The organism is Halorubrum halophilum, from assembly GCF_000739595.1.
Lineage (GTDB): Archaea > Halobacteriota > Halobacteria > Halobacteriales > Haloferacaceae > Halorubrum > Halorubrum halophilum.
On the sequence record NZ_BBJP01000054.1, the window covers coordinates 1 to 12,555 of the forward strand.

The window sequence follows — 12,555 nt, forward strand, 5'->3', positions numbered from 1 at the left end:
AGCAAAGGTATGGGAGGATGAATCAGGTTCCTGATTCATCCGCTTCACTCAGGACTACGTATCAGCTGCTGGACTCCTGAGCCAGAGTGGACAACTAGCGACTATGGGATTTCTGAAGATGTTCCGCCGGTCGTGACCTGCATTCAGTCAGAATACTACTATCCTGCTTCGCTCCTTGCAGACGTTTCTGCGAACCATCTTGCCCGGCAGATCGACCATCCACGACACTGCTCAGCGGTTGAACCCGAAGCGCCCCAGACGAAGGAGGACTTCAACGACCGGTGGGGTAGTGCGTATAATTCGCTGTTCTCCAATTCTAATCCAGTCGAAGTTGAGCCGATAACGCAGCGCCGTGCTGAGTCGGTCGCAAGCCGCGTGAACTGCTGGTATCGAGGCTGGATGGGCGGCGGCGAGCCTGACGAATTCAATCGATCACTGCGACCAGTTGCTGAGTATGCCCGGCGTCAAGGCTACGACGAGCTGGCGTCGCGACTATTGGAGATTTAGAATCAAGGTGGGATTGCTGCACCCACGTCCGTCTTCAACGCCCGTTGGCTTGCGCCTCGGGGCTTGCGGGTCATGGTCATGCAGCCTCCACGCGGCACCTTCCGCGCTCACCTAGAAAACACTCCCGCGCTCATATAGAGCTTTTGGAGAAACCGCTTAGTGTAACCAGTAACCGTAACCAGTAACCAGCCGAGTCCCGCCAAACAGGAATTAGATGGACCAAGGCACCCCTTACTTGCAGGTGTGCCCCATCAAATTATAATCAGCGTTCCCGCCGGAATCGGATTCTACGCTGCCACGACATCTCAAGTAGGTTCGCTCCGTTAATCTACTCCGACCCCCACCGTCGATTCGACCCAGCTACCTTGTCCTCTACGTTGTTGAGCATCTCTTCTGGGTCAACATGTTCGAAAGTGTTGCTGCTCGTGCCGTAGTGAACCTCGTCTGAACTCTTCTTCCGACCCCGCCCACATTGGTCCATCTCTCCGTCCTTATTCATGTACGATATCGTGAACTCTTTTTCATTGAATCCAACTGAGGCAATCTGACGTTCGGTCTCAGGGCTGGTGAAGGTCAAATAGGTTTTTCCATAGTCGCCCTCCTCAACAGATCTGGTAAATTCGTCGACCCCATCGATGGTATCGACAACGTCGTGGGCTACTTCTCGAAGTTCGCTCGGGAGAAAAGCAGCTAGCTCATCAATCTTGGCGTCTGGTACAATATTGAGTTCATGTCGGAGGACGTCGTTGAACGTACTCACGTCATACTTCCCCTTGAGACGCTCAAGTTCTGAATGAACTGCGTCGTCAACTTTGACGGAATTACTCGGATTGGACATATTCTGGAGTTTCCTGTATATACTGTAGTAACTTCGGTAAGTAAATATCTTTGGTAGAATTGAGTATGTCTAGTAGTAGAAGTGGAAACACCAGCCCGGTTAATCAGTGTCGAAACAGTCGTTCCCAGAAGATACTGCGCTAGCAACTACGTCTACACGTAGTCACTGAACCAGTCCGGCGCGCCCGTATACTCAGCCCAGCAGTGCTTGTGACACGGCTCGCCGCGGGGATTGGGAATGGCTTCATCGAGATCGACTTGCTCGCCGCAGAGATCGCACTCGGCACTATGACCGTGCATTCGCTGGTCAGTCGAGAGGCCTTTCGTCTCGATGTAGAGCTCGTGCAGCGCCCGTGGTGTGAGCCGCATCAGTATCTTCTCCCGGTCCTCCGTATTCTCTCGCTCGGGCGTATACGTCAACACCCAATCCTGGCCGTCCTCACCGTCGCCAGCCGGCCCGAGCGAAATCGTCTGCGCCAACTCATCGGGGATGTAGTGCCATTCGTTGTCCGCAAATCGGGGATAATGCCCTTCGGGTCGCGGGTTCTCGGGATCGACGTCGTCGGCGGTCATACGAGGCCAGCCTCCTCGAAGGCTTCATTCACGACCTCGGGCGTGGGCGCGTTCAGGTACGGCTCAATCGCCTGGAAAGAGTCCCAACCCCCAACCTGCATCACCACCCGCGGATTAACTTGCTCGTCGACGAGGAGGCGCTGGGCGTAGCGTCGACGCAGATCGTGGCTGGAGACGTACCGGAAGTCCTCGTCGCCGGTCTCCTCGGCAGCTCGCTCGGCGGTGCGTTTGACGACATCACGGACACCGCGCTCGGTGAGGTCGACGACCGGCTCGTAGCTGTTGATGTCCTCAGCGTTCGTGTACCGGTGGATGTCGCCCTCGACGTCAGGTGGCAGGTAGGCATCACGCGGCTTTCCGCCGTTCCCAGTGGTGTCTTTCCCCTCAGGAACGCGGAGACGGTAGTGGTCGCCGTCCTCGGTACGCTTGACGTGCTTCGGACAAATCTGGGGCACCTCAAAGGCGCGAAGGCCGACGTAGCCGCCCAGTTGGATGACGAGGTCGTCGCGATGGCTTGCTGCGGCCCGCCGCAGCTCGTCAAGTTCGGCGTCGGTCATCCAGACCTTGTACTCGTCTTCCTTTGCGGTCGCCTCAAGTCTCATGCAGACTTCTATAATAACCTTGCACTTAGTGGTATGGGGAGCGCCCTGATTGAGGCGCTATAGGGGTAGATACCGGTGTTTCGTTTCCGACTTGTATGATAAAGCGGCACTCGGTTGCACACGTACCACACGCAGGAGGGAGCGGCCGCCGTCCCGTGAGTCACTTCAGATACGGGCGAACGCGCTCGGGGGGAACGAACGGGCTCGCCGGCGGTCAGTACTCCTCGACGTCGACGACCTTCTTCGTCTCCTCGTGAGTGAGGTCGCCGTCCCCGGAGACCACCGGCGCGTCGAGTTCGCGGCCGACCGCAGCGATCAGCGCGTCGGGCCCGTCCAGGTAGGGGCCGCCCGGCGCAATCTCGTCCGCGATGTACCCTGCCGTGACCGCCGTCCGCTCATCGACGGGATGAACGTCGACCCACGCCAGGTCCGAGCGGGCCCCGTCGACGTCCCCGCTCGGGAGGTTCCCCTCACCGACGAGAGCCTCGGCGAACGCTGGGACCGGAGCGACCCATCGGGTCTGGTCACCGCCGTGCTCCTCGTAGAACTCACGGGTCGCCTCGATACCGTCCAGGTAGTCGATCAGAAAGGTCGCGTCGAGGACCTTCATACAGCGTCCTCGGCCCGCTCGCGCATCCGACGCTTCCGCTTTTCCTTTGACGTCCGCCGGCCCTCACGGACGCGTTCGGCCTCCTCATCGGACCACCGGCCGAACCCGTCGTCAAAATCGCCGGCGTCCTCCTCGTCGAGGATGCGCTCGAGGACGTCGTTGTAACTCTCGCCCTCCCGCCGGCGTCGTTCAATCTCGCGCTTCACCGTCTCGCTCACTCGGATCTGTTCGTTGGCGACGCCCATTGTACGTTGACGTTGGCGTTGACGCTACTTTGTCTTTTGCTCAGGGGCTCGGGGGACGTGATCGGAGATTTCTGGTGGGCGCCGCGGCTCGAGTTCTCGCTCTTATGTAGCAACGCGGAAAGAGGTTGGTTGCTTAATACCCAGAACTGAATTGAGTGAGCTGACTAAGACTTAGATCGCCGGACTGCAACAGGAACTCAACATGTCAAATCGTCTTTCCGCAGCTCTACACAAGAGCGTGATCTGTTAACCAACGCTACCACCTCATTCCCCGCGCTGTTGGTTACAAACACGCCACCGTTTCCAGTAAACACCCCCCTCGTGCCGAATGAAAACTGGGCTGCTTGCGGGCGATTTGTTGGTACCGGACGTCGGGGTCGTCTTCGCCTACGTACACGGTTACTTCATCGCCTTTCGAGTACGGTTCGGATGCTGGTTGTGGAGGATTCATTGCGGAGTTATCGATTGTCGTCAATCATTAGGTCGCGTCGGAAAACCGTTCAATCTGAGTTACGGTAAATTTTCCCGCAATTTCGATAGAAGACTGATATGGCCGAAAATACCGGGTAGAGGTAGTCTATCTATCATCAAGTCACGCATCCGAGAGATATACCCTGTCAAAGCGAACGGGACGAACTGCATTCTGAACGACTTTGCGACGCGACCAAAAACTCAACCATCTTTCGAGCGGCCCGCCGCTCACGGTCGCGGCGCTCTTCGTGTGAAATCTCTTCGACGCCCTCCGGAACGGCCCTGCCGTAGCGGTCGTAGTATCCTGTCGGAACGACCCAGTCGTTATAGAAATTCGGCCGCTCACGTTCAACGATCGAACGGGCGACGCGTGCCCCGTCACCGGCATTCACGATCGCCTGATGATACGTTTCGGTGATTCGACCTGCGGCGTAGACTCCGTCGACGTTGGTTTGGCCATCATCGTTCGTCGACACCACTTCGACATCTCCGGGGTGTTCCTCCGGGACGGTATCGACGCCGAGTGGCGAAAGATACTCCGTCTCCGCCCACGACGTGGCGAGGATGTACCGAACGTCATGCGTTTTGTCTCCAGATTCACTCCGACTGTGAACCCGGAATCCGCCACTATCGACTCTCTCCGAGATCTGTTCGACTGTCGTCTCTAGACGATCACACCCAACGGATTCAGTGTGCTCGTACAGCAGGTCTCGGAACGCCGTCGGCGAGATGCCCGCCGGGAAGCCGAGGTAGTTCTCGAGGAATGCACATTTTCGGAGCGCGGAGCGTCCGTGGTCGAAAATCAATACGTCGAAGTCGGCGCGAGCCAGGAAAACACCGGCCACTGAGCCGGCAGGTCCGCCGCCGATGATGGCAATGTCGTAACTGTCAGTCATTTGTTCGGTTAATCGCTTCAGTTCGTTCATTCGGTCGGGTATCGGTGCTGCTCTCCTTGGTCGCATTAGGGGCATGAAGGCACCGAACGCGTGTGCCGTCGATCGCCTCGAAGTTTGGCTGGCGCTCGGTACACTCCACCGTCGCGGCGGAACAACGTGGGTGAAACGGACACCCTGTCGGTCGGTCCGTCGGATCGGGGGGATCACCCTGGAGCGGCTTTGGTGGGGCAGTTCGTGGGTAATCGCTCGGAATCGCACGAAGTAACGCGTCGGTGTACGGATGATTCGGATGCTCGAACAGTTCCGTCGCTGGCCCAGTCTCAACAATCTCGCCGGCGTACATGACCGCAACCCTGTCAGCGAGGTATCTGACGACATCGAGATCGTGGGAGATGAACACGTATCCGACATCGAACCTGTGCTGAACGTCCGCAAGTAGATTGAGGATCGTCGCCTGTGTCGCCACGTCAAGCCCGGACACCGGTTCGTCGAGGACGATCACGTCGGGGTCGTGTGCGAGGGCCCGGGCCAGCGCGACGCGTTGGAGCTGTCCGCCCGACAGCTCTCTGGGATACCGATCGGCAATCCCTGGAGAGAGTTCGACGCTTCGCAACAACTTATCGACATCGTCGAGATCGGTATCCACCTCAGAAGCGGTTTCGGCGTCTTTGAGGGCTTCGGTAAGCGACCGACTGATCGGCCACCGGGGATCGAAACTCTCCCGAACGTGCTGAAACACGACACCGATTTGCCGACGTTGGGCCGGCGACCGATCCTCTATTCCCCCGACTTGAGTCCCGTCAAGGCGAACGTGCCCATCATTCGGCGTGAGTTGGCCGGTGAGAAGTTTTGCAAGGGTGGATTTGCCGCACCCACTCTCACCAACGAGTCCCACGGTTTCACCGCTATTGACGGCTATCGACACGTCACAGACTGCCTCCGCGGCCGAATCGGTACCCCACAGCCGATCGAATACGGATTGCTCTTCTGAGAACCTCTTCGAGACGTTCTGTAGCTCGATCACGGGAGTTCTCGACTGCAGTTCGTTCGACTTTCGTTCACGTTGAGTCATCCTGTTCACCTCCATCGGGCGTCAGTGCATCTTGGCGGTGGGCAAGTGCGTCGTCCGCAGGAAGTGGAGCTTCGACGCAGGCCAGCCGGTGCTCGGAATCGAGTTCAGTAGTTGGGATGTATCCCTCACGGCACGCCGTAGTGGCGTGCCGGCATCGGTCGGCAAACGGACATGCCTCGTAGCCGCCGATGGGATCTGGTGGAGTCCCACTCACTGATCGAACGCGTTCGCCCGGGTTGCTGTTTCGCACTGAGCACTCGAGGAGCATTCGAGTATAGGGGTGTTCCGGGGCCGTCAGTACCTCGTTGACTGGTCCAGACTCCATGACCTGTCCACCATACAGCACGACGACGCGATCACAGGTCTGAGCCACGACGCCGAGATCGTGGGAAATGAGGAGGATTCCGACGTCCCGCTCGTCTCGCAGAGAGCGAAGTCGCTGAAGGATGTCTGCCTGCGTCGTCGTGTCCAGTGCCGTCGTTGGTTCGTCGGCGATCAGCAACGTGGGATCACTCGCGAGTGCGATTGCGAGGACCGCACGCTGACGGAGACCGCCCGAAAACTCGTGTGGGAACGCCGACAATCGAGATTCCGGGTTCGGAATGTCCATTTGGTCCATCAACTCGACAGCGCGATCACGTGCATCCGTCCACGCCGACCGCTCTCGAAACAGCGGCACGCCAAGGAAATCTAGGAGCCGCTGACGGCCGTTCGCCTCGTGTATTCGAACGGACTCGGCGATCTGTTCGCCGACGGAGAATACCGGATTCAGTGTTTCAGTTGGATCCTGGAATACCATCGATATCTCGTTCCCTCGAATTTGACGGAGCGTCGACTTGCTGGCGGTCGTCAGGTCAGTCCCATCGAACGTGATTGTCCCGTTAGCGATCTTCCCCGGCTCTTCCAATCGGCAAATTGATCGGGCGGTAACGGACTTGCCGCTACCACTCTCTCCGAGAACTCCGACGATTTCTCCGCGATCGACGGTGAACGACGCTCCGTCGACTGCGTGAACGGTTCCTCGATCGGTGTCGAAGCGCGTGTGCAACTCTTCGACGCGAAGCAGTTGATCAGTCATAGTTTCTCGATCTGGTTCGACTGGGCCGGAGAGAGTCTGTCTCTGAGGCTATCTCCGAGGACGTTGAATCCGAGGACGGTGATCATGATACAGACACCCGGAGCGTTGACGAGCCACCACGCTTGTCGGATGTATGTACGTCCCGACGCGAGCATCGTTCCCCACTCGGGCGTCGGTGGCTGTGCACCCAGTCCGAGGAAAGACAGTCCCGCAATTCCAAGAATTACGCCACCGAGATCGAGCGTCGCGAGCACGACGACCGGTGCGGCGATGTTCGGAATCAGGTGTCGGACAGTGACGTGTATCCGGGATCGACCGAGTAACCGAGCGGCGGTCACGAACTCCCGCTCTCGAAGCGAGAGGACACTGCTCCGAACGAGCCTGGCGTACGATGCCCAGCCGACGACCGCCAGCGCGAGCATCACGTTCACGAGACTCGGTCCGAGAATTCCGGCGATGACGAGTGCGAGTACGATCCCGGGAAACGCGAGCAGCGTGTCGACGAGTCGCATCAGAGCCTCGTCTATCCATCCGCCGGCGTAGCCTGCAACAAGACCGACCGCCGTGCCGATGACGAGTCGGACGGTCGTTACGGCAACGGCGATCCCAAGTGACAACCTCGCACCGTGAAGGAGTCGCGTGAGGACGTCGCGACCGAGTTGATCGGTCCCAAGTGGATGAATCAGCGATGGTGCCTCGAGTTGATTGACCAAATTCTGTTCAGTCGGACTGTATGGTGACACGAGCGGTCCAAACACTGCGACCACGAACAACACAGACACAACTGCAACGCCAAACTGCGTAAGACGATCCGACGAGAGTGAGTCGATCCACTGACTCTTGCGCTCGTTCGCTTTCCGCTTTTGCGCATCAGCTGGCGTATCGCTCACGTCGGTTCACCTCCGAGGTCGATTCGCGGATCGAGTCGGCTATAGGTCAGGTCGACAGCCAAGTTCGTCAGCACGAAGATGACGCCAATGAGTAGCGTCACCCCTTGGACGATCGGGTAGTCGCGTGCAAAGATTGCGTCGACCAGCAGCGTACCAAGTCCCGGTCGTTGAAACACGACCTCAACGACGACAGCGCCGTTGAGGACATAACTCAGCTGTAGCCCGACGATCGTCACGACGGGAACGAGCGCGTTTCGGAGGGCATGCTTGTAGATCACGATCCGCTCGCGCAATCCCTTTGAGTGGGCCGTTCGAATGTAGGCGGCATCGAGTACGTCGAGCATCGCCGTTCGAACCAACCGGGCGATGACCGCGGCCATTCCCGAACCCAAGGTCACTGCTGGAAGAACCAGATGCTCGAGCCCGCCGACACCGGCGACAGGGAAGACGTCGAGCCAGAGCGAACAGACGATGATGAGCAGGTAACCGAGCCAGAAGTTCGGCATTGAGACGCCGACAAGCGCGCCGAACTGTGCAGTGTAGTCGATTCGACTGCCCGGATTGACCGCGCTGGCGATACCGGCTGGAACCGAAATTGCGATCGCGACTAACATCGACGCGACGGCCAGTATAATCGTGTTGGGCAACCGTTGTGCGATCGCGTCAGTTACCGGTTGGTCACTGTAATACGACTGACCAAGGTCACCTTGCAGCACGTCGCCCATCCAGCGCACGTACTGGACAGTAAACGGATCGTCGAGACCTTCGGATACCCGAAATTGTTCGACCGCTTCCTGAGATGGGGTCTGTCCACCCATTTGCTGGGTCAGTATCGTTCGAGCAGGATCGCCGGGCGTGACGAAGATCATCGCGTAGGTGAGAAGCGAGACACCAAACAGGACGATAACCATCGTTGGCAGCCGTCGAAGTAGGTAATGGTTGTTCATATTGATCTGTGCGTCACCACCAGTCTGGCTGCCAGTTTATCACCGTCTAACGGACCCGAATCGGCGAAAGCTCCCACTCCGTCGCCGAAGTAGGAGTATAGTATTTGATTACCTTCCGTCGGCGAATAGATCATTGCTTCCGAGAGAGTCCAGACCAGTCGACCATGTTATCGACCGGGTGGCCGTTGATTCCAGAAACGTTCGACTGTCGACCGAAGACGTACTCGTTGTAGTATAGCGGAATGACGGCCGCCGTATCGATGACTCTTTGCTGTACTTCTCCGTAGTGCTCACGCTTTTCGGCCATCGTCTCTGCCCGGTATCCCTGCTCAATGAGACGATCGACATCAGCGCCGGGATTGTAAACCCCGGTTCCATTTTGCTGGTGGAGCTTTCGATTGTCGCTCCCCTCCGAGTGGAACATCGCCCGGATGAGATAATCACAGGCGGCGCTGTTTGATCCAAAACTGACGAGCGTCAGGTTCGCCTCGCCGGACGAGAACGTATCGTAGAACGATGCGGGATCGACCTGTCGAATTTTGCTCGCTACGTTGATCTCCTCGAACCAACCCGAAAGGATCTGTGCGATCGTACGGTCATCTGTGTTTTCACTGTTAATCAGAATCGAGAGCGTTTCACCACTGTATCCGGACTCCTCAACGAGTTCCCGTGCCTGGTCTCTGTCCGGACCGTATGTCGGAAGGTCGCCATGAATGGCCCACGGGATAATCGACGAGATCGGGCCCCGTGCCGGCTTTCCGATTCCGTTCAGGACGCTCCCGACTACCTGACTTTGGTCGACGGCCCAGTTGAGGGCTTGGCGAAGCTGTTCGTCGTCGGTCGGTGATTTGTAAAGATTGACCGCGACGAGTCCCGCCTGGGGAGTCAACTGGGTTTCGATTGCCATCCCAGACGAGTTATCCAAAGTTGTAGCTCTGCTCTTCGGGATTTTCTGTGCGATATCAACCGACCCCTTCTGGAGGGTCTGTACGCGCGTATTGGCATCCTTGATCCACTCGAACGTGATCTCAGTCGGGGTCGCTGTCTCTCCTCGATAATCCTCGTATGGCGTGAGCGTAATCGACTGTTCTTCTTCGATGCTTTCTACCTTGAAAGGGCCTGTTCCGATCGGCGTCTCACCTGTGTCGGAGGGTTGGATGCCGAAGTAATTGTGCGATATTGTGCCGGGGAACGCGGGAAACGGTTCCGTCGTCTGGAAGCGGACCGTGGAGTCGTCCACAGCCGATACACCATCGGATTCGACGCCGATCCAGCCCGGGACATACGACCACTGCTCGAAAACGCGATCAAACGAATGAACGACAGCGTTCGCCGTCAACGGTTCTCCGTTGTGAAACGTAACATCCTCTCGAAGAGAAAAATCCCAAGTCGTCTCGTCGACGGCCTCCCACTCGGTTGCCAGTAACGGCTCGGTCCCCATGTCGTCGGTGGTGTTCACAAGCGGCTCAAAGACGTGCGTGTAGTACGGCGTGATACCGCCGTAGATATCCCATTTCTCTCGTGTTGGATCTTTGGTGAGAGCAACGGTAAACGACCCATCCGAGTTTGACTGTGAACTGGTACACCCTGCGATCACCCCAACAAGACCAGCCGAGATACCGCCGAGAAGTCGCCGTCTCGAGCAACGTCTATGCATCAAAACTCACCTGTGAACTGGTGGGGGAGGGAATGCAAACGAGATGGAAGTGAGACTGTGTTAGCAGGCTCTTACTTGGCCGGTTCTCTTGAACGTGTTCTGTAGTCACACCAGAGGACACAGCGGCCTATCCTAAAACAATTTTCATTTCATTAGATAAAGTGTACTTGTATATTGTGGATATTCAAGATTTCATAAAATGACGATAGCAGCCAAAAGGCTATCGAGCTAACGGGCGGTAGTTAAATCAGATCTTTGATAAGATGGTTTTAGCATTATAATATCATCAATGATGACTTGTTTAGAATCAATGGCTGTGATAGTATTAGTGGATAGATTAAATGATTTCATTCTGACTACATATGAAATTATTTTTTGTACTAGGTTTCGAATAATGTCACAATCGTCACTGGCCACGGTCTTAATACTGGTCGGACGAGCATGGATATCAAAGTCGATGTGCAGGCAGAACGACTAACGGGAAAAGAATCATATGAAGCGGCCACCTCGTTTTTAGCTTCGTTACCCTTGACGCGAGCGAAACTCCGACAACTGTCCCGATGCTTCAATGTCCAACAGAAGCCCAGAAAGATCTGCGCGATATCGCAGTAGAGCAACGCCAAGAGCGCCGACAAAAACTCGCGGAGATGTCTGAGATATAGATATTTTCCAGAGATGGGTGATTGACTGTTCCTGTTTGCAGACCACCCCCAATTCTATCTCTGCCTAATACAACTAAGGTTGTAGTACATCAACCTGGTTGGGAAGGATTTATATTGGTGCCGCTGGCACCATATATTGCAGCTGAAAACGATAGCCCCCACATATGGTGTTAAGCACCTGGAGGGACAACTAGTGACAACGATGAACTGCCCGGACTGCGGGGACGAGCGAACACGCGTCATCGATACCGAGGCCAGCGCGGATGGAACCTCCGTTCGACGGCGCCGTGAGTGTCAACGCTGTTCGTTCCGCTTTACGACCTACGAACGGCCGGAGTGGGACTCCCTCCAGGTGAAGAAGCGCGACGGAACCATCGAGCCATTCAACCGTTCGAAACTTCGCGCAGGGATCGAACGAGCCGTTGAGAAGCGAGACGTGGCCGAGACAACAGTGACGACTCTCGTCGACGATATCGAGAGCGCGCTTCAAGATCGAGAGGCACGCATCGTCCCGTCGAGTCTCATCGGCGAACTCGTCTCTGAGAACCTCCGCACGCTCGATAAGGTAGCCTACATTCGATTTGTCTCTGTTTACAAAGCATTCTCTGAGCCGCAGGAATTCCTGAGAGAACTTGATGCAGTCTTGGATGCAGAACTTGACGACTTCGAAGCTCCGAACGGCTCACAATGACACAAACACACACAGATCAAACGGATGTTCGGTCAGTACTCGACCGAGCGGCCATAGGACACGGACAGACGTACAGAAAGCGACACGTGTGCGTTCGAGTGCACCGAGCCAACGAACGACCGAAACAGAAGCCAACCAACAGCGGACATTCTCTCCAGGGTACGTCCCAATGACTAAAAATAAAACCACAGGCGGAGATACAGCGACCGACATCTTCTCGGAACGAATACAGCTCAAACCGTATGAGTACAACGACTTCCTCGACTACAAGGATGCGATACGGAACAGCTACTGGGTTCACACGGAGTTCAACTTCTCGGGAGACGTTCAGGACTTCAAGGTCAACACGACGCCTGCCGAGAAGACCGTCATCAAACGGCATCTGTTGTAGTTTAGCGGCGCGTTGAGGCGGTGTTTGTGCGGATAGTTGAGCAAGACGGTGTTGAGTCGAATCGCTGATGAAGTGTGATCGGAGAACTGAACGGACGTTCTTCTGTCTCGGATGATGAGATCTGTGTCACTCTCTGAAGGCGGCGCACTCACTCCGGTGAGTGCGTCGCCGATCCAAAGATATCACTACTACCAACGTCTGAGCTGACCGGCTTGTCAGGCGAGTTTCTACCAGAACTCGCCTGACTCAACCTGCTCACGTAATCTCAGTCGATCACATCGACAGCCGCGTAATCTCGTCTGATGGCGATGAATCAGATGGAACTGGTCGTGGCGCGTCTTCGAATCGCTGGTGAGTGTGATCTTCAGGATGGACCGTCGCTGTCGGCGGCGCACTGCCGCCGACGCGACAGTGTCGTCACTCACG

12 protein-coding genes and 1 pseudogene are annotated in these 12,555 nt (G+C 56.6%); 2 read left to right on the forward strand and 11 right to left on the reverse strand.

Annotated features, from left to right (window positions below; genetic code table 11):
* Window positions 1–835 precede the first annotated feature (835 nt).
* From ACP96_RS14120 to ACP96_RS14170, 11 genes are all read right to left on the reverse strand, one after another.
* Window positions 836–1,345: a hypothetical protein gene (locus ACP96_RS14120; RefSeq protein WP_050033796.1), complete on the reverse strand. Its 510-nt coding sequence runs from the start codon at window positions 1,343–1,345 to the stop codon at window positions 836–838.
* Between the two features lie 152 nt (window positions 1,346–1,497).
* Window positions 1,498–1,917 (reverse strand): hypothetical protein, encoded by a 420-nt coding sequence (locus ACP96_RS14125; protein WP_050033797.1) that lies wholly within the window; start codon window positions 1,915–1,917, stop codon window positions 1,498–1,500.
* On the reverse strand, window positions 1,914–2,519 hold the full coding sequence (locus ACP96_RS14130) for a site-specific integrase (RefSeq protein ID WP_050033798.1): 606 nt from the start codon (window positions 2,517–2,519) through the stop codon (window positions 1,914–1,916). Before ACP96_RS14130 ends, ACP96_RS14125 begins: the two co-directional genes overlap by 4 nt.
* Window positions 2,520–2,733: 214 nt before the next feature.
* Window positions 2,734–3,129 (reverse strand): PIN domain-containing protein, encoded by a 396-nt coding sequence (locus ACP96_RS14135; RefSeq protein ID WP_050033799.1) that lies wholly within the window; start codon window positions 3,127–3,129, stop codon window positions 2,734–2,736.
* Entirely contained in the window at window positions 3,126–3,374 is a 249-nt protein-coding gene (locus ACP96_RS14140) for an antitoxin VapB family protein (RefSeq protein ID WP_050033800.1), read from the reverse strand. The genes ACP96_RS14135 and ACP96_RS14140 overlap by 4 nt, the downstream gene beginning before the upstream one ends.
* A 617-nt stretch (window positions 3,375–3,991) precedes the next feature.
* The gene (locus ACP96_RS14145; protein WP_154020485.1) at window positions 3,992–4,741 is read right to left on the reverse strand and encodes an NAD(P)/FAD-dependent oxidoreductase; all 750 of its coding nucleotides are present in this window, start codon (window positions 4,739–4,741) and stop codon (window positions 3,992–3,994) included.
* On the reverse strand, window positions 4,734–5,813 hold the full coding sequence (locus ACP96_RS14150) for an oligopeptide/dipeptide ABC transporter ATP-binding protein (protein WP_050033807.1): 1,080 nt from the start codon (window positions 5,811–5,813) through the stop codon (window positions 4,734–4,736). The genes ACP96_RS14145 and ACP96_RS14150 overlap by 8 nt, the downstream gene beginning before the upstream one ends.
* Entirely contained in the window at window positions 5,800–6,891 is a 1,092-nt protein-coding gene (locus ACP96_RS14155) for an ABC transporter ATP-binding protein (RefSeq protein ID WP_050033802.1), read from the reverse strand. Before ACP96_RS14155 ends, ACP96_RS14150 begins: the two co-directional genes overlap by 14 nt.
* Window positions 6,888–7,781, reverse strand: coding sequence for a nickel transporter permease (gene nikC, locus ACP96_RS14160; protein WP_050033803.1), 894 nt, complete (start codon window positions 7,779–7,781; stop codon window positions 6,888–6,890). Before nikC ends, ACP96_RS14155 begins: the two co-directional genes overlap by 4 nt.
* Window positions 7,778–8,728, reverse strand: a complete 951-nt coding sequence (nikB, locus tag ACP96_RS14165; protein ID WP_050033804.1) for a nickel ABC transporter permease — start codon at window positions 8,726–8,728, stop codon at window positions 7,778–7,780. The genes nikC and nikB overlap by 4 nt, the downstream gene beginning before the upstream one ends.
* A gap of 130 nt (window positions 8,729–8,858) precedes the next feature.
* The gene (locus tag ACP96_RS14170; protein ID WP_202593965.1) at window positions 8,859–10,385 is read right to left on the reverse strand and encodes an ABC transporter substrate-binding protein; all 1,527 of its coding nucleotides are present in this window, start codon (window positions 10,383–10,385) and stop codon (window positions 8,859–8,861) included.
* A gap of 864 nt (window positions 10,386–11,249) precedes the next feature.
* Between ACP96_RS14170 and nrdR the strand changes: the two genes are divergently transcribed.
* Both nrdR and ACP96_RS14180 read left to right on the forward strand, forming a co-directional pair.
* Window positions 11,250–11,738: a transcriptional regulator NrdR gene (gene nrdR, locus ACP96_RS14175; protein WP_050033805.1), complete on the forward strand. Its 489-nt coding sequence runs from the start codon at window positions 11,250–11,252 to the stop codon at window positions 11,736–11,738.
* Between the two features lie 169 nt (window positions 11,739–11,907).
* A pseudogene (locus ACP96_RS14180) lies at window positions 11,908–12,126 on the forward strand (ribonucleotide-diphosphate reductase subunit beta); the annotation flags it as partial.
* Window positions 12,127–12,555 lie beyond the last annotated feature (429 nt).